Source organism: Stenotrophomonas sp. HMSC10F06 (assembly GCF_001807865.1).
Lineage (GTDB): Bacteria > Pseudomonadota > Gammaproteobacteria > Xanthomonadales > Xanthomonadaceae > Stenotrophomonas > Stenotrophomonas bentonitica_A.
This window is the reverse complement of the sequence record NZ_KV791258.1, coordinates 50,028-74,798: the sequence shown is the minus strand read 5'-3', so window position 1 is coordinate 74,798 and position 24,771 is coordinate 50,028. Positions and strand designations below refer to the sequence as shown.

Sequence of the window (24,771 nt, the reverse complement as noted above, 5' to 3'; positions counted from 1 at the left end):
GGCGCTCTCCCAGCTGAGCTATGGCCCCACGTCGTGAGGAGCGAAATCATAGCGACGACGTTTTGGATTGGCAAGAAAAAAGTGAAGAAATATCGTCATGCAATCCGCGGTCACTCGCCGGGCAGTCGTTGATGGCGCAGCCGCAGTGCATTGCTGATCACCGAGACCGAACTCAGACTCATCGCCACCGCCGCCAACATCGGCGACATTACGATGCCCAGCGGATACAGCACGCCGGCTGCAACAGGAATGCCGAGGCCGTTGTAGAGAAACGCAAAGCCCAGGTTCTGCCGCATGTTGCGCACGCTTGCAGTGGACAGCTGGCGCGCACGCAGGATGCCGCGCAGATCGCCCTTGACCAGCGTGACCTGTGCGCTCGACATCGCCACATCGGTGCCGTTGCCCATCGCGATGCCAACGTCCGCACTCGCCAGCGCCGGCGCGTCGTTGATGCCATCGCCGGCCATCGCCACCTTGCGGCCCTGCGCCTGCAGCGAACGGATCAACGCGGCCTTGTCGGCGGGGCGCATCTCGCCGTGGACGTCATCCAGGCCGAGTTCCCGCGCGACGGCTTCCGCGGTGGCCGCGCCGTCGCCGGTGGCCATGACGATGCGCAGGCCATCGCGGTGCAGCTGCACGATCGCTTCGGCGGTGGAGGCCTTGATCGGGTCAGCCACCGCGAGCAGGCCGCCAAGCTGGCCGTCGACGGCGAGGTACATCACGCTGGCCGCGGTGCTGCGCAAGTGCTCGGCACGTTCGCGCAGCGTGTCCAGCGCGATACCGTGTTCGTCCATCAACGCGGTATTGCCAAGCAGCAGCTGCCTGCCGTCCACCGCGCCCTGCACACCCATGCCGGTCAGGGAATCGAAATCGTCCACGCTGGCCAGCGGCATCCCGCGCGCGCGTGCTTCGGCCACGATCGCGGCCGCCAACGGATGCTCGCTGCCCTGGTCCAGGCTGGTCGCCCATTGCAGGATCTGATCGGCAGCGAAGGGCGTCACCGCCTGTACGTCACGGAACGCTGGCTTGCCCTCGGTCAAGGTACCGGTCTTGTCGACCACCAGCGTGTCGATCTGGCGCAGTGCCTCGATCGCCTCGGCATCGCGGAACAGCACCCCGTGCTGCGCGGCGCGACCCGTGGCGACCATGATCGTCATCGGTGTGGCCAGCCCCAACGCGCACGGGCAGGCGATGATCAGCACCGCTACCGCGCTCAGTACCGCATGCGTCCATGACGGCGCCGGACCGAACAGTCCCCAGCCGAGGAACGTCAGCACCGCGACCGACAGTACCGCCAGCACGAACCAGTACGCGACGGTGTCGGCCATGCGCTGCATCGGGGCGCGTGAGCGCTGCGCCTGCGCCACCAGCTGCACGATCTGCGCCAGCATGCTGTCATCGCCAAGGCGATCGGCACGGACGACCAGGCTGCCAGTGCCGTTGAGTGTCGCGCCGATCACCGCGTCGCCCACGGCCTTGGCCACTGGCACCGGCTCACCGGTGAGCATGGATTCATCGATGGAGGAGCGGCCTTCGACGACCGTGCCATCCACGGGCACCTTCTCACCCGGGCGCACGCGCACGCGGTCGCCGGGCTGCAGCGCGGTAATGTCGACGTCTTCCTCGCGGCCATCCGCGCGCAGCACGCGTGCGGTTTTCGGTGCCAGGCCGAGCAGCGCCTTGATCGCGGCGGATGTTTTTGCCCGTGCGCGCAGCTCCATCAACTGGCCGAGCAGCGTGAGCGAGATGATCATTGCTGCGGCCTCGAAATAGACGCCGACATGCCCGTGCTGCTGGAACGACGGCGGGAACAGACCGGGCGCGACGGTGGCGACCACGCTGTAGCCGTACGCAGCGAGCACACCCGTCCCGATCAGGGTCCACATGTTCGGGCTGCGGCTGCGGATCGACTGCGCCCAGCGCTGCAGGAACGGCCAACCGGCCCACAGCACCACCGGCGTCGCCAGGGCCAACTCGATCCACACCCGCAGATCGGGCGCCAGGCCATGCAGCACGGGGGTCATCGCCAGCATCGCCAGGGCCATCGTCGCCACACTCAGCGGCAGGCTCCACCAGAAGCGGCGGCGGAAGTCGGTCAACTCGGGGTTCTCGCCTTCCTCAAGGCTGGGCATCGCCGGTTCCAGCGCCATGCCGCACAGAGGACAGCTGCCGGGACCGTCCTGCACGATTTCCGGGTGCATCGGGCAGGTGTACCGCGTGCCGGCGGGGGCTGGTTTGACGACGCCAGCAGGTGCGGCCAGATAGCGCTGCGGGTCGGCAATGAACCTGCGTCGGCAGCCATCGCTGCAGAACGCGTAGTCGTTGCCGTCATGGCGGGCATGGTGGGGCGTGGTGGCCGGGTCGACCATCATCCCGCAGACAGGATCCCTGACGGTGCCTGCATTGGTCGCCGTGGCGCCGGGGTGATCGTGGGCGTGCGTCATTGGCGGACGTCCGTCAACGCCGACAGGATCGGGCACTGCGCGTTGTCGCCGTGCCCGGGGCAGGCCTCGACCAGGTGCTTGAGCGCCCGGTGCATGCGCTGCAGCTCGTTGATGCGCTGTTCGATATCGGCGAGTTTGTTCACTGCGCTGTCGCGGATCTGTGCCATGTCCTGGCCGCGCTGATCGCTGAAGCCGAGCAGGTCGGCGACTTCATCCAGGCTGAAACCCAGCGCCTTGGCGCGGCGGATGAACTGCAGCCGGGTCAGGTCGGCCTCGCTGAAGACGCGGTAGCCGCCGGCGCTGCGGCGGGCGGTGGGCAGCAGCTGCTGCCGCTCGTAGTAGCGCACCGTATCGATGGGCACGCCTGCCTGGCGCGCGAGCTGTCCAATGTTCATGAGCACCTCGTGGATGACCCGGTCATTGTGGACCCTGGAGTCTGGTCAAGGGTCAAGCCTTGCTGGAACCCAACTGAAGATTCATCGCGCGTGAAATTTGCAATTAGTTGCATGGTCGTCCTCGCGGGACGCCCGTAGCCTCAGGCCATCTTATGTACAGACCTGTTCTGCCCGGCCCCGTGTCGGCAGGCATTGTTCAAGGAGAATGGCCATGGACGCACCCCGCAACACGCTGCAGCCGGACCGCCGGCCGGACGCGCCGACCCTGATGGAAGTGGCGGTCGTTGAATTCCCCGGCAGTCTGCGCGCCGCCGCACCGGTGCTGTCCGAACTTGCCCAGCGCTGCAACCGCACAGTGGCCGCGGGGCGCCGCACCGGCGCACGGATGCTGGTGACGCGATGGACGATGTCCAGCCGGAGCATGCAGCGCGTTGCTGGCGCCGAACTGTTCGGCGATGCACTGCCGGCGATCATCGTCATCCCCGGCAGCGAATCGAGCTGGTCCATGGCACCGCCGGACGAACGCCTGCTGGCGTGGCTGCGCGAATGCCACGATGGCTGCAGCCTGCTCGCGGCCTGCGACGAGGGTGGCCTGCTGCTGGCCGCGGCGGGCATCCTGGCCGGCCGCCCGGTCAGCGTGCCCGATCCGGCCCGTTGCCAGGCGCTGCGCACGATGGTGCCCAGCTGGCAGCCGTGTGAACGGACCCTGGTCGACGATGGCGATCTGCTGACCGCCGCCGGACCGGACGCATGGAAGTATCTGAGCCTGCGCCTGATCGCACGGGTCTATGGGCAGAGTGTGATGAATACCGTCATCCAGCAGTTGCAGCTGATGATTCCACTCACGGAACTGGATGATCTGGAACGCTTCAGCCCCAACTTCGCCCACGGCGATCGCAGCATCCTCAAAGCACAGCGCTGGCTGCATGGCATCGCTGCCCGGGGTGTGGGGCTCGACGACATCTGCGTGCAGGCCGGGCTGGAACCGCGCACGCTGCAGCGTCGGTTCCTGAAAGCCACCGGGATGCGCCCGATCGAGTATTGCCAGCGCCTGCGCATCGCCAAGGCGCAGCTGCTGCTGCAGGCCGGCGGCGTCGTGGACCAGGTTGCATGGGCAGTGGGGTACTCGGACCAGAGCGCGTTCCGCCGGCTGTTCCTGCGTATTGTCGGGCTGACTCCGGCACGTTATCGCCGCCAGCTCGCTGCCCAGCAGCGTGAGCGGGCGCACTCACGCCCGGTCGCCCGGGTGCTTGAATCGATTCGTCCGGCTGCCTGAATCGCACGACTGTCGCGTGCTTGATCCCCTGTCGGCTTGCTGGGACCATGCCGGCGGGCCCGATGCAACAGCCGTCGCCACGTGGCAGATCACGGGCGGCGGCGGAGAAAAGCAATGATCAGCAGTGTAGGCCCGGTACCGCTTGCGGTCGTGTGGGTGTTGGTGGGTCTGGCCATCGCGATGCTGGTGGCCAGTGTGGTGCGTGCTCCAACAATCGAAGGCGTGCCGCGTCCGCGGTCGCTGGTGGTAGACATGCTGCTGCTGGGGCTGCTGGCCGGACGTGCGGCGTTCGTGATCTGGCACCTGGGCGACTATGCGCAGGATCCCTGGGGCGTGCTGCGCATTGGCGATGGCGGCTTCCTGGTGTGGCCGGCGATGGTGGCGGGGCTGGGATGGGGCGCCTGGCGCCTGCGCCGCTGGCCGTCGCTCCGGCGGCCGGTCGTGGCCGCCGCCCTGGCCGGCGTGCTGAGCTGGGCGGTACTGTCGGCGGGTGCTGGCTGGCTGCAGCAATCGCGGGTAACGCTGCCGGCGATCAGCCTGACTTCGCTGCAGGGTGAGCCGATCGCATTGGCCGACACGCAGGGCACCCCGGTGGTGGTCAATCTCTGGGCGAGCTGGTGTGGCCCCTGCCGGCGCGAGATGCCGGTGCTGGCTCGCGCGCAGCAGCGCCACCCGGACATCCGCTTCCTGTTTGTCAACCAGGGTGAAGCCCGCGAAGAGGTCGAGGGTTTCATCGCCGCCGAGCAGCTGACGCTGGACAACGTGCTGCTTGACGAGGCTGCGCTCACCGCCGAGCGGCTGCAGGTGCATGCCTATCCGACTACCCTGTTCTTCGACGGCCAGGGCCGGCTGCAGCAGATCCATCTGGGCGAACTCAGTGCCGCCGGCCTGCAATCCAAGCTCGACAGCCTGTAAGGGTGGTCGCGTTGTCATGTTCCTTGAATCCAGGAGTCACCATGAAGTTGAAGTCCTCGCGCCCATTGGGCACCGTGCTGGCGGTCTCGCTGTTGATGGCCCTGGCCGGGTGCAGCCAGGCGCAGACGCCCAGCGCCGCTGATGCCGCGCCGGCCAAGGGCGGTGCCGATCGCCCGGCGGTGCTGAAAGGCATCGAGAAGCACGGCTTTGAGGTGATCGGCGAGTTCGACGCGCCCGGTGGCCTGCGCGGCTTTGCCGGCGTGGTCGGTGGGCAGCAGCCCGCGGCGGCCTACGTCACCGCGGACGGAAAGCACGTCGTGGTCGGCAGCCTGTTCGATGCCAACGGCGAGGATGTGGGGGCGGCACCATTGGAAAAGCTGGTGGCCAAGCCGATGTCCGAGCGCAGCTGGAAGAAGCTGGATGAAAGCGCGTGGGTCCGTGATGGCCGCGCCGATGCGCCGCGCGTGGTCTACACCTTCAGCGATGCGAACTGCCCGTATTGCCATCGTTTCTGGGAAGCGGCGCGGCCGTGGGTGGACGCCGGCAAGGTGCAGTTGCGCCACGTGATGGTCGGCGTGATCCGTGAGGACAGCCCGGCCAAGGCGGCGGCGATCCTCACCGCGCCCAACCCCAGCGCCGCGTTGCTGGAGAACGAACGGCTGTTCGATCGCGGCGGAATCAAGCCGGCGGCTTCGCTGACCGCGGAGGTCGCCAACAAGCTCGATGCCAATCAGCTACTGATGATCGAACTGGGCTTCCAGGGTACGCCGGGTATTCTGTTCAAGGATGCCCAGGGCATGGTACAGCGCCGTTCCGGCATGCCCCAGGGCGATGACATGACCGTGGTGCTCGGCCCGCGCTGAGCCGAACCGGGTATCACTGCACACCGCGCCGGGCTCTGCCCGGCGCGCTTGGTTTGGGCGTCGTGCGGCCTGGCCCGGATGCGTTGACGCATTCGGCTTGATTTGGATCAAGGCTGAAAACGGGGCGGTCGCTAAGCTGCCTCGATGCGCTATTTCATGGATTGCTCCACACGCACCGGACGTGCGACTGCCCAGTCAGAAAACTGCCTGACAACATTCACGGCATTCTCACTTTGCGATTGTTACTCAAGGCGCTGGCTGACACGCACATGCGTGGCTGTCATCAGGGATGAGGGGATCCCGTGCGAGCGTACCCACGCACGCGATGCGTCCGCCGGCTTGACCGCCACCGGACCACGCGCAGGCGGAGGTCGCGCGCATTGCAGTGCCGGGCTGCGTGCCGGTTGCCTGCGGCGTCATGGACGCCTGCCGGAATCGACGCGTGGGACTGTGTACGGTTCAAGGAGGACGTGATGCGTTTGTCTGTATTGACGGTCGCCTGCGCGGCAGCACTGGCTGCGGCGCCGGCGTACGCCCAGGATTCGGCCGCCGCGTTGCGGCAGGATATCCAGACGCTGCGGCAGACACTGGAGCAGATGGAGAAACGACTGCAGGCGATCGAATCCGGGCAGCCTCCACCTGCCTCGCCGGCCATCACGGCGGCGACTGCCTCCGGTACGGGCGTCACGCCCGCCGCCTTGCCAGCGCCCCTGACGGCCCAAGCCCAGGTGCCGGGCATGGGCCAGGCGATTCTGCCGCAACGCGATTCCGTCGCCGATCCCTCCAGCGCCGCCTCCCGCCCGGACAGCGCCGCCGGCCCGACCGATCCCGAGCTGAAAGGCTTCTTCGCGATCCCCAATACCGATACGCTGATCCGCATCGGCGGCTACGCCAAGCTCGATGCGATCGCCGATTCGCGCGCAGCCGGTGACCAGGAACAGTTCGTCACCTCGTCGATTCCGGTCGGCAGTGCGCACCGGGATGTCTCCAACTTCACGCTGCATGCCAAGCAGACCCGCTTCAGCTTCGAAGCGCGGCGCCCGACCACGCATGGCAACCTGCGCTTCTATCTGGAAAACGATTTTTTCGGCAGCAGCGACAGTTATCAGTTCCGCCTGCGCCACGCCTACGGGCAACTGGGCAATACCTACGCCGGTTATGGCTATTCCACGTTCATGGATGCCGACAGCCTGCCCGACACCCTGGATTTCGCCGGGCCGGGTGGGGCGGGGTACCTGCTCGTGGCCGGCATCCACCACAGCTTCGCAATGGGCAAGGGGAACACCCTCACCGTGGCGGCCGAGGATCCGGATACCCAGTTGAGCAACCCCGCCGAGGGGATCATGCCGGTGGACCAACTGCCGGACGTCACCGTAACCGCGCGCATGGAGCGTGACTGGGGCCATCTGCAGCTGGGTGCGGTCGCACGCAGCCTGGGGTACGACGGCGATGCCGGCGATGGCCGGCGCTTTGCGGGTGGCCTGCAGCTCAGCGGCTCGGCCGCGGTGGGCGAACAGGACCTGCTGTTGTTCGGCATGCTCGGCGGCAAGGGCCTGGCCCGTTATACGGCCGACCTGACCGGTTCGGGCATGGACGCGGTGGTGAGCGCAGACGGGCGGCTGCAGGCGTTGTCGCTGTACGGCGGCTTCGTTGGTTACACCCATTACTGGTCGCCGCTGTGGCGCTCGAACCTGATCTACGGCCAGCTCACCAGTGGACGCAACGATGCGCTGGCCGCCGATGCGTTCCGCCAGAGCCGCTACGGCGTCTTCAACCTGCTCTGGAGCCCGGCCCCGTCCTGGACGATGGGCATGGAGCTGCTCTACGGGCAGCTGGAACAGCAGAGTGGACAACGCGGCGACACGATGCGGCTGCAGGGCAGCCTGCAATACAACTTCATCAAGTAACTCCCAACGCCCGGCATGACCGGGTCCCTGCCTGGCAAAGGAGCAAGCGTCATGGCAAAAGCGAAGAAAATCGGGGTGGTCGGTGCCACCTTCCTGGTGGCCGGCAACATGATGGGGTCGGGGGTGTTCCTGTTGCCCTCCAGCCTGGCCAAGATCGGCACGGCCTCGATCTGGGGTTGGCTGATCACCACCGCCGGCGCGCTGCTGCTGGCCTTCGTGTTTGCCAAGCTCGGCAAGCTGGCGCCCAAGGCCGGTGGTCCCTATGCCTACGCCAGGGACTGGTTCGGCCCCTACATGGGTTTCCAGACCAACACCATCTACTGGTTCGCCAACTGGATCGGCAACGTCGCCATCCCGATCGCGGCAGTCGGCTACTTCAGCTACTTCTTCCCGATCCTGTCCGAGCCGTTGCCGCGCTGCATCGCGGTGCTGGCGCTGGTCTGGGCGTTGAGCTTCGCCAACGTGATCGGCCCCTCGTTCGTGAGCAAGCTGCAGACGGTGACCACCAGCTTTGCGCTGGTGCCGATCCTGGGTATCGCGATCTTCGGCTGGTTCTTCTTCGACCCGACCATCTTCAAGGGCGCCTACAACGTTTCCGGGGAGTCCAACTTCGGCGCGATCTCCAGTGCCGCCGCGTTGACCCTGTGGGCCTTCATCGGCGTGGAATCGGCCTCGGTGACTGCCGGCGTGGTCGAGAACCCGGAGAAGAACGTGGCCCGCGCGACGCTGGGTGGCGTGTTCCTGGCTGCGATCGCCTACATCGCCAGCTCCTCGGTGATCATGGGCATGGTGCCCAATGGCGACCTGCAGGTCTCCGATGCGCCGTTCGCGCTGGCCGCGGCCAATGCGGTCGGTGGCTGGGGCGGGGCGCTGGTCAGCCTGTGCGCCTTCGTGGGCGCGGCCGGCTCGCTCGGTGGCTGGATCCTGCTGACCGCGCAGAGTGCCAAGGCGGCCTCCGATGACGGCCTGTTCCCGAGCATCTTCAGCAAGACCAACAAGGACGACGTGCCGGTCAAGGGCGTGCTGATCGTGGCGGTGCTGATGACCCTGGCGGTGCTGGTCACCTCCACCTCCAAGACCGCCTCGGCCCAGTTCGATGTGATCACCTCGGCGGCGGTGGTGCTGACCCTGCTGCCGTACATCTACTCCTGCGTGGCCTGCTACTTCGTGGTCGAGCGCTCGCACACGCTGGTGCACACTGGCGCGTTCTGGCTGCTGACCAGCGTCACCGTTGTGTACTGCCTGTGGGCGATCTTCGGGTCGGCCGGCAACATCGTGCAGTACGCCTTCCTGTTCGTGCTCTTCATCACGGTGTTCTACCCGTTCTTCAGCGAGGAGCGCCGCCGCCAGCGCGGCCAGCTGCCCGCGCTCGACGCCGCCGTCCGCACGACGCTTTCGTGATATTGCCCCAGGAGAATCCCTGTGTACTTCAAGTCCCTTGATTACCCGATCATCGTCATCGACGACGACTACGAATCCCCGCGCATCGGCGGCATCCTGATCCGTGCGCTGGTGGACGAGCTGCGCAAGAATGACCAGCGCGTGCTGTGCGGCCTGACCCTGGCCGATGCCCAGGCCGGCGCGCGCACCTATGTGGCGGCCTCGGCGGTGCTGATCTCCATCGACGGCACCGAGGAGAACCCGGAGCAGTTCCAGCGCCTGCTGGGCTTCCTGCGCGAGCAGACCGCACGCCGCGCCAACCTGCCGGTGTTCCTGTACGGCGAGCGCCGCACCATCGAGAAGGTGCCGAGCAAGCTGCTCAAGTTCGTGCACGGCTACATCTTCCTGTTCGAAGACACCAAGAGCTTCATCTCGCGGCAGGTGATGCGGGCGGCCGAAGACTACATGGCCAATCTGCTGCCACCGTTCTTCAAGGCCCTGATCCACCACACCGCCGAGTCCAATTACTCCTGGCACACGCCTGGCCATGCCGGCGGCGTGGCGTTTACCAAATCACCGGTCGGCCGTGCGTTCCACCAGTTCTACGGCGAGAACACGCTGCGCAGCGACCTGTCGATCTCGGTGCCGGAGCTGGGCTCGCTGCTCGACCACACCGGCCCGATCAAGGATGCCGAGAACGAGGCGGCGCGCAACTTCGGCGCCGACCACACCTTCTTCGTCACCAATGGCACCTCGACCGCCAACAAGATCGTCTGGCACGGGACCGTGGGGCGGGGCGACGTGGTCTTTGTTGACCGCAACTGCCACAAGTCGCTGCTGCACGCGCTGATCATGACCGGCGGCGTCCCGGTGTACTTTACCCCCAGCCGCAACGCGCACGGCATCATCGGCCCGATCAGCCTGGACCAGTTCACGCCCGAGTCACTGCAGCAGGCCATCGCCGCCAACCCGCTGGCCAGCAAGGCCTACAAGGCCGGCTCCAAGCCGCGCATCGCGGTGGTCACCAATTCGACCTATGACGGGCTGTGCTACAACGCCGAAAAGATCGCCGAGGAAATCGGCAGCGCGGTCGATTTCCTGCATTTCGACGAAGCCTGGTATGCCTATGCCGCGTTCCATCCGTTCTATGAGAACCATTACGGCATGGCCAAGGGCAAGCCGCGCGAGCAGGATGCGATCATCTTCACCACGCACTCCACGCACAAGCTGCTGGCCGCGTTCTCGCAGGCCTCGATGATCCACGTGCGCAACGCCGCGACCCAGGCGCTGGATGCCGAACGCTTCAACGAAGCCTTCATGATGCACACCACCACCAGCCCGCATTACGGCGTGATCGCCGCGTGCGATGTGGCCTCCAAGATGATGGAAGGCGCCGCGGGCGAGTCGCTGGTGCAGGAGATGCACGACGAGGCGATTGCCTTCCGCCGCGCGATGCTGCACGTACGCGAGGATCTGGGGCGCGACGACTGGTGGTTCAGCGTGTGGCAGCCGGACAAGCTGGAACGTTCGCTGGCCAAGGGCGACGCACCGGCCCCGATGGTGGCCAAGCGCAGCGAGTGGTACCTGCAGCCGGACGCTCACTGGCATGGCTTCGACGGCCTGGTGGATGACTACGTGCTGATCGACCCGATCAAGGTGACCCTGCTCACGCCGGGACTCTCGATGGACGGCGAGATGGGCCAGCGCGGCATTCCGGCCGCAGTGCTGAGCAAGTTCCTGTGGACCCGCGGCATCACGGTGGAGAAGACCAACCTGTACTCGGTGCTGTTCCTGTTCTCGATGGGCATCACCAAGGGCAAGTGGAGCACCCTGGTCACCGAGCTGATGGCCTTCAAGGAGCTCTACGACAGCAACGCGCCGCTGACCCGCGCACTGCCGCAGCTGGCGGCCGAGTTCCCGATCGCCTACGCCGGGTGGGGCCTGCGTGACCTCTGCGATGCGCTGCACGCCTTCAACGGCGAGTTCGGCGTGGCCGAAGTGATGCGCGCCATGTACGTGGATCTGCCCGAGCCGGTGATGACGCCCGCCGAAGCCTATGACCATCTGGTCCGCGGCCAGATCGAACGGGTCGACATCGAACAGATCAGCGGCCGCATCGCCGGCACCATGCTGGTGCCTTACCCGCCGGGCATCCCGACCATCATGCCGGGCGAGCGATTCGGCGCCAGCGATGAGCCGATCATCCAGTCGTTGCGGATCGCCCGTGAGCAGAACGCGCGCTTCCCGGGCTTCGAGTCGGATGTGCACGGGCTTATCATCGACACCGACGGCGATGCGCCGAGCTACAAGGTGGAGGTGCTGAAGGTCTGACGCCTGCGCGCAGGACCCTCGGCCAGCGATGGATACAGCACGCGAGCAGCGGGTCCTCAAATTCTCCATCGGGGTGACGATGGCGGTCAGCGCCATCGGCTTCATCGGTGGCCTGTTGGTGGGATCGCAGGCCATCCTGTTCGATGGCGTCTACAGCCTGGTGGACGTGGCGCTGACCCTGGTGGCGCTGTCGGTACTGCGGCTGGTGGCGCGGGAAGAAAGCCCGCGCTTCCAGTATGGCTACTGGCACCTGGAGCCGATGGTGGAGGCGCTTGGCGGGGCGATCCTGTCGCTGGCCTGCATCTATGCGCTGGCCAACTCGGTGATCGGGCTGACCACGGGAGGGCATGAGGTCAAGGCCGGGCCTGCGCTGCTGTGGGCGGCCCTGCTGTGCGTGAGCAATCTGGCGATGGCGGCCTTCGTGCGCACCCGCGCGATGCAGCTGCACTCGGCGCTGCTGTGGCTGGACGTGCGGGCCTGGCTGCTCAGCGGCATGATGAGCCTGGCGGTGGTGCTGGCGTTTGCGATCGCGCTGTTGCTGCGCGATGGCGAGCATGCGCACTGGATACCCTATCTGGATCCGCTGGTGCTGGCCGCGATCAGCGTGGCGGTACTACCCGTACCGTTGCGCAGTGCATGGAAGGCCATGCGCGAAGTGCTGCAGGTGGCGCCGGATACGCTGGATGCGCGCGTGCAGGCGGTGATGAAGGACTTCGTCGCCGAACACGGCTATCTGGATTTCACCAGCCACGTGGCCAAGATGGGCCGTATGCGGTTCGTGGAGATCCACATCCTCACCCACCCGGAGACGGTGATCGGCAACATCGGCAATGTGGACCGGCTGCGTGATGAGATCGCCGAGCGCCTGGATGCGCGCGGCAGTGAGTTCTGGTTGACCATCGATTTCACCGCCGATCCGGCCTGGACCTGATCGATCCCTGACCGCGCGATCACGACCGTCCAGCATCGCAGTGGCGCGAAGACGGCCGGTGACGACCCCTGGGCGGGCCTGCACAGCGCTATACGAAACGTATATGATGTGTATATACCGTATGAGAGGGGTTGCCCATGGGCATCGTGAACATCGACGACGAACTGCACGACAACCTGCGCCGCGCCAGCGGCGTCTCGGGCCGCTCGATCAATGCCCAGGCCGGTTTCTGGATCAAGATCGGCATGCTGTGCGAAATGAATCCCGGCTCGACCTACCAGGAGATCGTCAACCGTGAACTGCGTGCTGCAGGGGTTGAACCCGGCGCACTGCGGGTGGCCGAAGCATGATCAAGACCGCTGAAGAACAGGCGCTGATGCGGGTATCGGGGCGCCTGCTGGCCCAGGTGTTCGAAGCGCTGGACACGCTGCCGCTGGAAGGCATGAGCACGCTGCAGGTGAACGACTGGGTCGAGCGCTTCATCGTCGATGAGCTGCAGGCGCGCCCGGCGAGCAAGGGCCAGTATGGCTTCGGCTACGTGCTCAATTCGTCCATCGACAACGTGGTCTGCCATGGAGTGCCCTCGGCCGATGCCATCCTGCGCAGTGGGAGCATCGTCAATCTCGACATCACGCTGGAAAAGGGGGGGTACATCGCCGATTCCAGCAAGACCTATCTGATCGGTGAGGTCGATTACGCGGCCAAGCGGCTGGTGCGGGTGACCCGCGAGGCGATGTGGAAGGGGATCGGGGTGGTGCGCCCGGGCGCGACGCTGGGCGACATCGGTTTTGCGATCCAGCAGCATGCCAAGGCCCACGGCTACAGCGTGGTCCGCGAATTCTGCGGCCATGGCATCGGCCAGCAGATGCACGAAGAGCCGCAGGTGCTGCACTACGGCCGTCGCGGCGATGGGCTGGAACTGGAGCCGGGCATGACCTTCACCATCGAGCCGATGATCAACCAGGGCCGTGCTGCCATCGACATGAGCGACGACGGCTGGACCGTGACCACCCGTGACGGCAAGCTCTCGGCGCAGGCCGAGCACACCGTGCTGGTGACCGCCGACGGGGTGGAGGTGCTGACCCTGCGCACGGGCGAGCGGATGCCCGACTGAGGCGGGCATCCGTGGCTGCATCGTGCATCAGCCCGGCGGCGGTCGCACCACGGGTGCATGATCGGCCACGATGCCACCGACCCAATCGATGAAGGCACGCAGCGTGGCGCTGACGTGGCGGTTGGGTGGGAAGGCCAGATGCAGTGGCATCGGCGGCAGCTGCCAATCAGCGAACAGGCGCACCAGCTCGCCTTCGGCCACGTGGGCGGCCGCCATGTACTCGGGCAGCCACAGCACCCCCAGGCCGGCCACGCCGGCGGCGAGGTAGGCGTTGCCGTCGTCCACCGCCAACAGGTACTGGCCGTGGACGGTCAGGGACACATCGCAGCGCTGCAGGGTATAGGGCAGCACGCCACCGCCGCGCGCACGGCGGTAGCCGACGATGTGGTGCGCGCTGTTTTCAAGATCGGCCGGATGGGCAGGATGTCCCATCCGGGCCAGGTAGCCGGGCGCTGCATAGAGGCCGGCCTGCAGATCGCCGATATGGCGGGCGATCAGCGACTGATCGGCGATCTGCCCGCCGCGGATCACGCAGTCCACGCTCTCGTCTATCAGGTCCACGTTCCGGTCGCTCACACCCAGATCCAGCTGGATATCCGGGTAGCGCGCCTGAAACCCGGGCAGGGCAGGCACCAGGATCAGACGGGCGAACGGTGCAGGAACGTCGATGCGCAGGCGCCCGCGAGGCGCCGCCGCCGCGGTCGACAGGCTGGTTTCAGCGTCGTCGATGTCGGCCAGCAGGCGGATCACCCGCGCGTAATAGGCCGCGCCGTCGGCGGTGACCTTCACCTGCCGGGTGGTGCGGTTCAGCAGGCGCACCCGCAGCCGCGCTTCCAGTTGCTGCACCAGTTGCGTGACCGTGGTGCGGCTCATGTGCAGTGTCTCGGCCGCCTTGGTGAAGCTGCCCCGTTTCCACGACCCGGGCAAAGGCCTGCATCGCATCGAACCGGTCCATCTGCTTTCCACGGAGAGGATGATTGTTTGGATTCTACAAACAATGTTGGGCAGCAGGCCGCGTTTATCCGGTGCCCCCTGCCGGTCTACCGTGGCCTTTCATTCTTGATGGGCCGGTATCGGCCCAAGGCAGAGGTGGTTCATGGCAACACGTGACGTCGTTTTCCCGCCGGGCCGCCAAGCGCTGTACGAGCGCAACCGCTATTCGCCGGCCGTACGCTCCAATGGCTTCCTGTTCGTGTCCGGCCAGGTCGGCAGCCGCGAGGATGGCTCGCCCGAACCCGACCTCGAGGCCCAGGTGCGGCGCGCGTTCGAGAACCTCAACGCCGTGCTCGGCGCCGCAGGCTGCACGTTCGAGGACGTGGTCGACGTCACCGTGTTCCTGGTCAATCCCGAAAAGATCTTCGAACGGGTCTGGGCGATCGTGCCCGATTACTGGGGCGAGGCCCCGTACCCGACGCTGACCGGCATCGGGGTGACCTGGCTGTACGGATTCGACGTGGAGATCAAGGTGATCGCGAAGCTGCCGTAGCACGCCTTCACGCGGTGACGGCTGCGCGTTGCCGATAGTGGGCCGTCATCCTGCTTCCTGTCGCGGATCCACATGCCCCTGATTCCCGAGCGCGTCCAGCGCTGGCCCCGGCCGTGGCGCGTGGCGCTGCTCTCGCTGCTGGCGCTGTATGCGCTGTACCTGCTGGCGGGCAACGTATTCCTCAATACGCCGCTGTTCGATGCGGTGACCAACCGCAAACCTGAAAAATTCACGATGCAGACCGGCCCGGCGGTGACCTTGATGCCGGGGCAGGCCGTGGTCTGGAACATCCGCATGCGCGGCCAGGCCAATCGTACCCAGTACGTGTTCCGTGCCGATCGGGCCAGTGCGTGGATCGACCTGCCGGCGCTGTTGCGCAAGGAAGTGCGTATTCCGCGGATCGACGCGACGGGCGTGGAAGCGGAGGTCGAACGGGTCGAGAACGCCATTCCGCCGCCGCCGCGCGGCGACCGTGGCTGGACGCTGCGTTTCGATGCGATCCACAGCGACACGATCCGCAGTGGGCGCTTCGGCAAGCTCCTGATCGTCGGCCAGGGGCACGGGAATGTCGGGTTCCTCAAGCAGCTCAAAGGTGGGCCTTCGGAGCTGTTCGACTCCACTGCCGGCTTCGATGACGCCCAGGTCAGCTTCGATGGCGTGAACGTGCTGGACGATGCCCATATCGCCGCACGGTTCCACTTCCCGCGGCATTACCGTGACGACGCGCCGGGCCTGCAGAAGCTCGGGATCACCTGGGCGCAGCTGCAGATCGACGCGCGCAGCCAGGGGCTGCGCATCGACACCGGCGGCCCGCACGTGAAGGTCGGCAGCGCGGTCTCCAATGCGCGCCTCACTGCCGATGTGACGTTGGAGCAGGGCGCGCTGCGTCCCGGCAGCCGTCTGGTCTGGCGGCTGCCACTGCACGCCGGCGTACACGCAGATGACCGCGGCCTGCTGTCGCTGCAGCTGGACGTGGCGCAGGACATGCGGGTGCAGGCGCGGCTGCCGCGTGACCCGGAGACGGGCAGTGAGCTCAACGCCGATCTCCGCGTGACCGGCCGGAAGATTCCGTTCCAGGCGCCGGCCGAGCTGCTGCCGCGGTTGTCCGGCAAGGTCCAGGGCGCATGGCAGTTCCAGTCGCTGAACTGGATCAGCGATCTGTTCGTGAAAAAGCCGTGGTTCCATCTCGACGGTGGCAGTCTGCTCAAGGCTGACATCATTCTTGCCGACGGCGAGCTCGCACCGGGCAGCACAGTGGATATTCCGCAGGTGGCGGCGGTGGCCGAAGTCGCCGGCGTCCGCATGCGGGGCGATGCCCAGGCGCAGGGCCGGATTGTCGAGGGCACGCCTGCGCAGGCCGAACTGAAGGTACAGATCCCGCGCTTCCAGGCCGCGCCGACCAATGCACCCAAGGCGCTGTTGTTCGATGGGCGGCAGCTTGCGCTGAACCTGCGCGGTGATGCGCGCCTGAAGCAGCTGAGCGACGGCATGCGGGCCCAGCTCCGCTTCACCGATGCACGGGTACCGGACCTGACCGCCTACAACCGTTACCTCGGCAATGACAACGTGCGCCTGCTCGGCGGGACCGGCCTGCTCAGTGGGGATGTCTCACTGGATGCCTCCGGGCGGGTCGGCAAGGGCAGTGCCGATCTGCGGGGCACCGGTGCCCGGCTGAGCGTCGCCGGTATTGCGATGCGCGGCGATGCGCAACTCCAGGCGCGTCTGCAGCGTGCGGATTTCGACAGCCGCCAGTTCGATCTCGGTGGCACCACCGTGGAGCTGCGCAACATCCATGTAGGCGATGAAAAGAGTGACGGCCGCTGGTGGGGCAAGGTCGCGATCCGCAGCGGCCACATCGATGCCGCCGCGCCGTTCCAGGTGGATGGGCTGGCCGACCTGCGCCTGCGCGATGCCGGGCCGTTGCTGGGCGTGTTCGCACAGCGCAGTGAGTACCCGCGCTGGGTACTCGGCATGCTGGATTCCGGCGAAGTGCAGGCCAGTGGCCAGCTGCGCTGGCGCAGTGGCGAACTGATCGTGGAGGACCTGCAGGCCGAGAATGAGCGGCTGTCCCTGCAGGCGCGGCTGGATCTGAGTCATGGCAAACGCCGGGGCGACCTGTACCTGCGCTGGGGTGTGCTGGGCGCCGGCATCGAGCTGCAGGGAGAGCAGCGAAAGTGGCACCTCGCCGGTGCGCGTGACTGGTATGCCGAGCAGCCTCGTCTGCTGCCGGCCACGCCGGCCGCAGCAAAGGCGAGCGACAGCAAGCGCTGAGGGCAGGCATCTGCTTCCCCCTTGCCGGGCCCGGCTTGCTATCCTCGCCGCGCCCACTGTCTGGTGACAGCGCGCACTTTGCCCGTCATCGACCCGTCATTCCATGAGCAACAGCACCCACCGCGTCCAAGGCCTCAACAACGATGAGGTGGCCGCCGACTGGCCCGCCATCACCGAACGCGAGGTCAGCTGGCTGCGCGAGCGCTTCGCACCGCTGGCCGGCGCTGGCCGGTTGGTGTGGCACAGCCCGCGGCCGATGTCCGCCGCCGCCATCGTCGAGACCGACGGGGAGCGGGTGTTCGTCAAGCGCCACCATGGCAGCGTCCGCACGGCAGCCAGCCTGGCCGAGGAGCATCGCTTCATCCAGCATCTGGCCGATCACGGCGTTCCGGTGGTCGAGGTGTTGCGTGACCGCGATGGCGCCACGGCAGTGGAGCACGAGGGTTGGACCTACGAGCTGCATCGCGTGGGCCAGGGCCAGGATCTGTACCGCGATGCACCTTCCTGGACGCCGCTGACCGATACCGCGCAGGCGCGCGAAGCCGGGCGGATGCTGGCCAAGCTGCACAGCGCGTCGGCCTGCTATCACGCGCCCCAGCGCAGCACCCATCTGCTGGTCGCACGGGATGATCTGATCCGTGCCGCCGACCCCATCGCCGCCATCCAGGCCGATCTTCCGGGTCGTCCCGGGTTGGCCGCCTATCTCGCGCGGCAGGACTGGCAGGGTGATCTGCGGCGGGCCGTTGCGCCGTGGCACGCCGGCCTGGTCGCGCGGCTGCAGGCCGAGCCGCGCCTGTGGGCACACAACGACTGGCATGTTTCCAATCTGCTCTGGCGCCAGCAAGGAGATGCCACCGTGGTCGATACCGTGCTTGATCTGGGTCTTGCCTCACCGACCAGTGCCTTGTTCGACCTTGCGACCGCCATCGAACGCAACGCCATTGCCTGGCTGGCGCTGGAAGGCGGCGAGGCGGCCGTGCGCGTGGATATCGCGCTGGCGCTGCTGGCCGGCTACCGCGAGATCGTGCCGCTGTCGGCCAAGCGCGTGCATCTGCTGGCTGATCTGCTGCCCATCGTGCAGCTCGATTTCGCGCTGTCGGAAGTGGAGTACTTCCAGGGCGTGACGCACTCGCCTGCCAATGCCGACGTGGCCTACCACACCTTCCTGCTGGGCCACGCTGACTGGTTCAGCAGCGCGGCCGGGCAGGGCCTGTTGAAGGCGCTGCACGCAGCCGCCTGAAGGGCGGGCTCGCAAATCCGTACCATTTGTAGTGAAATAGTCACAGAAGCGGGGGTGCCTGGCGAAACCAGGCTGAGAGAGTCCCTTGGAACCTGATCCGGTTTGCACCGGCGTAGGGAGCTTTGAGCAGCAGGCATACCGCCGTGATGGGTCGGTGCGCGTGCGCGCCTTCGCTTCGTCTCCTCCAGCTGATGACGAATCGAATGAACCGCTGCTTCCGCCCTACGTTGTTGTCCGCCGCCCTCTGCGCCGCGCTGCCCCTTCATGCCAATGAACTCGCCGAGGCGCCCGAGCGCTCGCCGACGGAACTGGCCGCCGTGCGCGTGCAGGCGCATCAGCCGGCAGCCACCGCCATGCAGACCGGCAGCTTCGGCGCCGGCGACTGGAAAAGCACGCCGGCCTCGGTGAACGTGCTCGATCGCGACCTGCTGGACAGCCGCCAGGTCCGGACGCTGTCCGAGCTGGCCAGCAATGATGCGTCGCTGGGCGACAGCTACGCGCCGGTTGGTTACTACCAGAACATCGCGATCCGCGGCTTCCCGCTGGATACCGGCACCGGCTACCGCTTCAACGGGCTGGCCATCACCGGTGAGCAGCGGCTGGCGCTGGAGAACATCCAGGCGGTGGAAATCCTCAAGGGCGAGGCCGGCCTCGCCGCGGGTGTGATGGCCCCGGGCGGCATCATCAACTACGTGGGCAAGCGCCCGGCGGAGGTCCGCACTGTCACCCTCGGCACCGACTCGGAAGGCTCGCGCTACACCGCCGTGGATCTGGGCCACTGGCTCTCGCCACGTTTCGGGGTCCGCTTCAATGCCGCCTGGGAAGACAGCGATTCCTACATCGATCATGCCGACGGTCGCCGCAACTTCTATTCGCTGGCCACCGACTGGCTGATCGGCGAGCGCGGCAAACTGGAAGTGGATGCCAACTACCAGACCAGCGCGCAGCGCTCGGCCTCGGGCTATCAGCTGCTGGGCGCCACCGAGCTGCCGCGCGGCGTGGACCGCAAGCACCTGCTGGGCTATCAGGCCTGGCAGCGGCCGGTCGGCATCAACGGCACCAACCTGACCGCGCTGCATACCTTCGATTTCAGTCCGAACTGGCAGTCGCGCGTTTCCGCCAGCTACAGCCGCTCGGTGATCGACGACAACGTCGCCTTCGCCTACGGCTGTTACTACGCTGCCGGCTGTGCGGATGGCAGTGTGCCGGGCAACTACTTTGCGCCCAACGGCGACTACGACATCTACGATTACCGCAGCCCGGACGACACCCGCCGCAACCTGGAATTCCGTGGCGAGCTGCGTGGCAGTTTCGCCACCGGCGAGATCCGGCACGAACTGAGTATTGGCGCGGATCGGTTCGAGCGCACCGTGGACAAGCGCCGCAACGTCAACGAGTACGTCGGCACGGCCAACATCCATGATGCACAGGTGCCGCAGTTCGACCCGTCGCCGCTGATGCCGGGCCCGTCCGCGCGGCGCCTGGACAGTGCGCAGACGGCGGTGTTCGCGCTGGACCGGATGAGCTTCGGTGATTGGCAGTGGTTGGCCGGTGGCCGCTTCGTCCGGCTGGACGAGCGTGCCTACGACAAGCGCGGCAATCCCGAGCGGCACAGCCGCCTGTCGCGGTTCCTGCCGCAGACCGCGCTGGTCTGGAAGGCGACCGATGAGATCAACGCCTATGTCAGTTACGTGCGCGGCATCTCGCTCGGTCAGGAAGCGCCGTTCTGGACCTCCAACGAAGGCACGTTCTTGCCTGCGGTGCTGTCGCGACAGACCGAAGTGGGCGTCAAGTACGTGCCCAGCGATACCCTGACGCTGGGGGCGGCGCTGTTCCGCACCTCCCAGCCGTTCCAGTACGCCAAGCCGGACGGCAGCGATGCGGGCTACACCTTCGTCCAGGAGGGGCAGCAGACCCATACCGGGCTGGAACTCACCGCACAGGGGCAGCTGACCGCGCGCCTGTCGCTGGCCGCCAGTGCGAGCGTCCTGCGGGCCCGCGCGCGCGATGCGGGCACGGCGGATTACGAGGGGCACCAGCTGATCAACGTGCCGAAGACGCGCGCGACCGTGCATGCGGAGTACCAGCTGCCGTTCGTGACCGGCCTGGGGCTGACCGGCGGCTGGCGCTATGCCTCCTCCAACGTGGCCACCGCCGACGGCCGCGTCAGCGCACCGGCCTACAGCGTGTTCGACGCCGGGCTGCGCTTCAAACACCGCGTGGGTGAGCATCCGGTGACCTGGAACCTCTCGGTGGACAACCTGTTCAACCGTTTCTACTGGCGTGACACCGGCAGCAGCTCGGGCGACTACTACCTGTTCCCGGGCGCGCCCCGTCAGGCCCGGCTGTCGGTCACCTTCGCGCTATGAACCCGGCCATCCTGGAATGGTCGGCCGCCATCGTCAGCATGCTCGGCGTGTGGCTGATGACGCGACGGGTGACCCTTGCCTGGCCGGTCGGGCTGATCTCAGTCGCGCTGTATGCACTGGTCTTTGTCGAAGCCAGGCTGTACTCGGACACGCTGCTGCAGATCGTGTTCGGTGGCTTCCTGGTATACGGCTGGGTGCGCTGGCGTGGCCAGGTCGAGGACGATGGCCGGGTCGCGATCGTGCCATTGGCGCGGGTCGCCCTGTGGCGTGATCTGGCCATCGGCGTGGTGTTCGGCCTCGCCCTCGGCGCGGCGATGCATGTCTACACCAACGCAGCGCTGCCGTGGCTGGATGCGATGCTGGCCGCACTGAGCCTGGTCGCCCAGTGGTGGCAGGCACGGCGGCATACGGCCGCGTGGTGGCTGTGGATCCTGGTCGACGTCGTCTACGTTGGCATGTACATGGTCAAGTCACTGCACGTGACGGCCGTGCTGTATCTGGTCTTTGTCGGGTTGGCGGTGATGGGGCTGCGCGCGTGGACGGTGGCACGCAACGACGCGCTGCTCCACAACGCAGAAGGGCGGCGCGGTTAAGTCCGCGCCGCCCTTCGTTGCTTCAGGTCTGCGCTCGACCCGGCGCGGTCAGAACCGCGCCGTGGCCCCCACGAAGAACGTACGTGCGCCGCCATCGTAGTTGTTGCCTTCCTCGATGGTGGAGACATCGCCGAGGTTGAGCACGCCCGCGCGCACGGTCAGGTGCTCGTTGACGTCGTAGCCGGTGACCAGATCCCAGGTGGTGTACGCCTTGGCGAAGGTGGCGCTGGTGGAGGACACCAGCTGTTCGCCGATGTGCTGCGCGCTCAGGTTGAGCGACCAGGCATCGGTGACCTGCCAGTCCAGCGAGGTGTTGGCGGTCAGCTTGGGCACCACCAGCAGGCTCGCACCGGTGGTGCGGTTCTTCGACTCCAGCATGCGCGTGGCATTGGTGATCCAGTTCAGTCGCTCATGCAGGGGCACGGTGACGCTGGCTTCGACGCCGCGGGTGCGGGCCTTCTGGATGTTCTGCGCGACCGTCCACCAGAACCCGTTGACGAAGCTGGTGGTCTGGCCCGGAATCTCGCGCAGCGGAACCTGCTGGATCTTGTCATCGAAATCGGTCAGGAAGTAGGTGGCCGAGGCAGACCAGCCGTTCTTGTCGAAGCCCACGCCCAGCTCGTAGTTGGTGCTGGTTTCCGGTTCCAGGTTCGGATTGCCGGCCATGTAGCAGCCGGTGGTGCCATCGGCGCTGACCGAGCGATTGGTCCAGCCTTCGGCGGTCAGGGCAGTGCAGCCGTTGCCACCGGACTGCGTCGCCGCGCCGGCCGTGCCCTGCTTCAACGTCGGTGCACGGAAGCCCTGCGAGACACCACCACGCACGGTCCAGTCATCGGACGGGTGCCAGACGCCGTAAACGCGTGGGCTGAGGTTGTCGTCGTAGTTGTCGGTGTTGTCCCAGCGCAAGCCCACGGTCAGGATGAAACGCTCGTGCAGGGTGATGTGGTCTTCAGCGAACAGCGCCCAGGAATCGGCTTCACTGACCGGGCTGATCCGGCCCGTGCCGGTCCAGGTCACCGGCACCGTCCCGATGGTATCGCCGTTCTTGAGCTCCTCGCGCTTCCACTGGCCGCCCACGTTCAAGCTCTGCTCGAACCCCCAATGGAAGCTGCGGGTGAACGCGGTATCGAACACCGTCTCCTTGGAGTGGTTGCCGACAGCGCTGCCCTTGTCTTCGTAATCGTTCTGCACCAGCGTCGTCTTGGACGTGGCGGCATCGCCGTAGCGACCATCGTGCATGACCACATAGCCGGTCTGCACCAGCTTGGACAGGCCCCAGGCGCCGACGTCACCAGCGCCGCTGTTTCGCTGCTCGCCGCGCGAGGCTTCGAAGCCCACGGTGTGGTCATCGTTGATGCGCCAGTTGAGCAGGGCATTGGCGTTCTCGGCCTTGTTGCCCGGCGTCTGCCGCCGCCCGGTGTCCGATTCCCGATTGGTCACGTTGGCACCGACGCGCAGGCCCAGATTCTCGGTCAGCGGGCCACTGAACAGCGCGCCCATCTGGGTGGTGTCACCGCGGGTCGGGGAATCCGGCTTGCTGTAGTTGTAGGTGACCGAGCCACCCCATTCGTTGGCGATCTTGCGGGTGATGATGTTGATCACGCCGCCCATCGCGTCCGAGCCGTACAGCGAGGACATCGGCCCGCGGACCACCTCGATGCGCTCGATCATGTCCGGCGAGAGCCAGTTCAGATCCTGCGGACCCAGGTCATCGCGGTAGTTCACGCCGGAGGAATTGCCCTGGCGGCGGCCATCGATGAGGATCAACGTGTACTGCTCCGGCAGGCCGCGCAGGCGGATCTTGGACTGCGCACCGGACAGCGCATAGCCACCGGTCACGCCGGGAACGGTGCTCAGCAGCTGGCCGATGCTGCTGACCGGCTTGCGTTCGATCTCCTCGCGGGTGATCACGCTGATGCTGGCCGGGGCGTCCTTGATCCACTGCTGGGCGCCGGTGGCGGTGACCACGACCGTATCCATCTGGCGGGGCGAGGAGGCGGCGTCCGCCGAAGCATCGGCATGCGCCTGGGCGGTCAGCACCAGGCCAATGGCAACGGCCAGCGTGGCGGCGGGACGACGGGGAGAGGGGGAGGGGTGCGACATCGCGAAAATACTCCGTGGCTATGGGAGCCCGCTGGCGATGGCTGGGGACGTCCGTGTGGGGGTTTCAAGAAATCTTAACAATCGTATCACGAACCATTCGCATTTGAAATGTAGTGATACATCTCCACGGCATCGGATGTCGTTAGCGTTGCGCGCTGTCTATCACAGGAAAACCATCCCGGCCGAGCGAATCACTCCACCAGGGTCAATTGCCGGGCAAAGCTCGGCCGCAATGCCAGCTTGTGGGTAACGCTGGTGATCGTGCGGCGCGGATCGGTCGGATGCGGCCGGGAGGCGGTGCTGCTCCTGCCTTGGCGCCACAACCCGAACATCACGATCTCCGCCCCTACCGGGAAGGACTTCAGCCACGTGGCATCGGGGTGCCCGACGCTGACTTCGTAGAAATCCCGGCGGTCGGTCACGCCGGTGTGCTGATACTTCGGGGCACAATTGAGGAAGGTGACGCCATGGGGGTCACCGGGCTGCGGCGTACGATGTGACCGCACGGTTCCGAGCAGTGCCATCGGCAGCTCGCTCGAGGCGGCGCCAAGCCGCTCCCATGCCGCGTCGTAGCGCTCCTGCCGGTAGAGGAAATTCGTCCAGTCCACCCGCTTCTTGCCCAGGCGCAGGGTCAGCTGCGGGGCCAGCAGCGTGTCGTCCTCGCACATCGCCTGCAGCGTGAGCAGGTCGGAGAGGGTGCGCAGGTAACCGTCCAGCGGTGCGTCTGCCGGCAGCAGCGCCGGGCCCGAACTGCCGCGTTTCAGGGCGTGTTGGAGGATGAGCAGGCGAAGCTCGTGCGTCCCATCATCCAGGGTCGTCAGAAACTCGGGATCGGCTCCGGCGGCAAGCAGGGCCTGCAGATGGGCGGGCGCGTTGTAGCGACACCCGGGCAGATGCCCGGTGCCTTTGTTCAAGGCGAGGTAGGCGGGCAAATGGAGGGGCGGGGCGCGGTCCACGCCGGGCCTGCTGTGCTCGGGAACGAATCTCACCGGCACGTTGCACCCATCGCACAGCAGCGTTGGCAGGGTCTGTTGCGCGTCATGACGCTTCTGCAGGTCGCCCACCCGGTGCAGGGTGCCGTGCGTGCCCACTGCCTTGCGCATCTTGATTCCGCGACTCATCTGCAACCACTGCTTCGTTCAATGGCGACCAT

The 24,771-nt window shown here is 66.6% G+C and carries 18 protein-coding genes, 1 tRNA gene, 1 pseudogene and 1 riboswitch (1 of these 21 cut by a window edge); of the genes and pseudogenes, 14 read left to right on the top strand and 6 right to left on the bottom strand.

Features of this window, described 5'->3' with window-relative positions; all coding sequences use genetic code 11:
* The 3 genes from HMPREF3113_RS03590 to HMPREF3113_RS03580 all read right to left on the bottom strand — a co-directional run.
* Positions 1 to 28 (bottom strand) — tRNA-OTHER (locus HMPREF3113_RS03590) (it extends 52 nt beyond the left edge of the window).
* Positions 29 to 110: 82 nt separating this feature from the next.
* Positions 111 to 2,444, bottom strand: a complete 2,334-nt coding sequence (locus tag HMPREF3113_RS03585; protein WP_083298714.1) for a heavy metal translocating P-type ATPase — start codon at positions 2,442 to 2,444, stop codon at positions 111 to 113.
* Entirely contained in the window at positions 2,441 to 2,839 is a 399-nt protein-coding gene (locus tag HMPREF3113_RS03580; RefSeq protein ID WP_070470841.1) for a heavy metal-responsive transcriptional regulator, read from the bottom strand. Before HMPREF3113_RS03580 ends, HMPREF3113_RS03585 begins: the two co-directional genes overlap by 4 nt.
* Before the next feature lie 211 nt (positions 2,840 to 3,050).
* On the opposite strand from HMPREF3113_RS03580, the gene HMPREF3113_RS03575 reads away from it, so the two are divergent.
* From HMPREF3113_RS03575 to map, 9 genes are all read left to right on the top strand, one after another.
* Complete coding sequence (locus HMPREF3113_RS03575) at positions 3,051 to 4,115, top strand: helix-turn-helix domain-containing protein (RefSeq protein ID WP_083298713.1); 1,065 nt, start codon at positions 3,051 to 3,053, stop codon at positions 4,113 to 4,115.
* A 114-nt stretch (positions 4,116 to 4,229) separates the two neighbouring features.
* Positions 4,230 to 5,030, top strand: coding sequence for a TlpA disulfide reductase family protein (locus HMPREF3113_RS03570; RefSeq protein ID WP_083298712.1), 801 nt, complete (start codon positions 4,230 to 4,232; stop codon positions 5,028 to 5,030).
* Between the two features lie 41 nt (positions 5,031 to 5,071).
* Positions 5,072 to 5,893 carry a thiol:disulfide interchange protein DsbG gene (dsbG, locus tag HMPREF3113_RS03565; RefSeq protein ID WP_070470839.1) on the top strand — a complete coding sequence of 274 codons (822 nt, stop codon included), beginning with the start codon at positions 5,072 to 5,074 and terminating at the stop codon, positions 5,891 to 5,893.
* 473 nt (positions 5,894 to 6,366) lie between these two features.
* Positions 6,367 to 7,800 carry a DcaP family trimeric outer membrane transporter gene (locus HMPREF3113_RS03560; RefSeq protein WP_070470837.1) on the top strand — a complete coding sequence of 478 codons (1,434 nt, stop codon included), beginning with the start codon at positions 6,367 to 6,369 and terminating at the stop codon, positions 7,798 to 7,800.
* 51 nt (positions 7,801 to 7,851) lie between these two features.
* Complete coding sequence (adiC, locus tag HMPREF3113_RS03555) at positions 7,852 to 9,201, top strand: arginine/agmatine antiporter (protein WP_019185028.1); 1,350 nt, start codon at positions 7,852 to 7,854, stop codon at positions 9,199 to 9,201.
* 21 nt (positions 9,202 to 9,222) lie between these two features.
* On the top strand, positions 9,223 to 11,511 hold the full coding sequence (locus HMPREF3113_RS03550; protein WP_070470835.1) for an Orn/Lys/Arg family decarboxylase: 2,289 nt from the start codon (positions 9,223 to 9,225) through the stop codon (positions 11,509 to 11,511).
* Between the two features lie 28 nt (positions 11,512 to 11,539).
* Complete coding sequence (locus HMPREF3113_RS03545) at positions 11,540 to 12,442, top strand: cation diffusion facilitator family transporter (protein ID WP_019185030.1); 903 nt, start codon at positions 11,540 to 11,542, stop codon at positions 12,440 to 12,442.
* Positions 12,443 to 12,579: 137 nt separating this feature from the next.
* Positions 12,580 to 12,792, top strand: coding sequence for a ParD-like family protein (locus HMPREF3113_RS03540; RefSeq protein WP_019185031.1), 213 nt, complete (start codon positions 12,580 to 12,582; stop codon positions 12,790 to 12,792).
* Complete coding sequence (gene map, locus HMPREF3113_RS03535) at positions 12,789 to 13,556, top strand: type I methionyl aminopeptidase (RefSeq protein WP_070470833.1); 768 nt, start codon at positions 12,789 to 12,791, stop codon at positions 13,554 to 13,556. The genes HMPREF3113_RS03540 and map overlap by 4 nt, the downstream gene beginning before the upstream one ends.
* Positions 13,557 to 13,583: 27 nt before the next feature.
* On the opposite strand, the pseudogene HMPREF3113_RS03530 reads toward map, so the two are convergent.
* A pseudogene (locus tag HMPREF3113_RS03530) lies at positions 13,584 to 14,511 on the bottom strand (LysR family transcriptional regulator).
* Positions 14,512 to 14,652: 141 nt separating this feature from the next.
* Between HMPREF3113_RS03530 and HMPREF3113_RS03525 the strand changes: the two are divergent.
* The 5 genes from HMPREF3113_RS03525 to pnuC all read left to right on the top strand — a co-directional run bounded on the left by HMPREF3113_RS03525 (position 14,653) and on the right by pnuC (position 21,515).
* Positions 14,653 to 15,042, top strand: coding sequence for a RidA family protein (locus HMPREF3113_RS03525; RefSeq protein ID WP_019185037.1), 390 nt, complete (start codon positions 14,653 to 14,655; stop codon positions 15,040 to 15,042).
* Positions 15,043 to 15,114: 72 nt separating this feature from the next.
* Complete coding sequence (locus HMPREF3113_RS03520) at positions 15,115 to 17,313, top strand: translocation/assembly module TamB domain-containing protein (protein WP_070470831.1); 2,199 nt, start codon at positions 15,115 to 15,117, stop codon at positions 17,311 to 17,313.
* A gap of 103 nt (positions 17,314 to 17,416) precedes the next feature.
* Positions 17,417 to 18,553, top strand: a complete 1,137-nt coding sequence (locus HMPREF3113_RS03515) for a phosphotransferase enzyme family protein (protein ID WP_070470829.1) — start codon at positions 17,417 to 17,419, stop codon at positions 18,551 to 18,553.
* 40 nt (positions 18,554 to 18,593) lie between these two features.
* Positions 18,594 to 18,689, top strand: a riboswitch (TPP riboswitch).
* A gap of 67 nt (positions 18,690 to 18,756) precedes the next feature.
* Complete coding sequence (locus HMPREF3113_RS03510) at positions 18,757 to 20,922, top strand: TonB-dependent siderophore receptor (protein WP_070470828.1); 2,166 nt, start codon at positions 18,757 to 18,759, stop codon at positions 20,920 to 20,922.
* On the top strand, positions 20,919 to 21,515 hold the full coding sequence (gene pnuC, locus HMPREF3113_RS03505) for a nicotinamide riboside transporter PnuC (RefSeq protein WP_083298711.1): 597 nt from the start codon (positions 20,919 to 20,921) through the stop codon (positions 21,513 to 21,515). Before HMPREF3113_RS03510 ends, pnuC begins: the two co-directional genes overlap by 4 nt.
* A gap of 48 nt (positions 21,516 to 21,563) precedes the next feature.
* Here the strand turns inward: pnuC and HMPREF3113_RS03500 are convergent, their stop codons facing one another.
* Both HMPREF3113_RS03500 and HMPREF3113_RS03495 read right to left on the bottom strand, forming a co-directional pair.
* A complete protein-coding gene (locus HMPREF3113_RS03500; protein WP_083298710.1) occupies positions 21,564 to 23,618 on the bottom strand; it encodes a TonB-dependent receptor domain-containing protein in 2,055 nt (684 codons plus the stop codon).
* Between the two features lie 191 nt (positions 23,619 to 23,809).
* Positions 23,810 to 24,739, bottom strand: a complete 930-nt coding sequence (locus HMPREF3113_RS03495; RefSeq protein ID WP_070470826.1) for a hypothetical protein — start codon at positions 24,737 to 24,739, stop codon at positions 23,810 to 23,812.
* Positions 24,740 to 24,771: the final 32 nt, after the last annotated feature.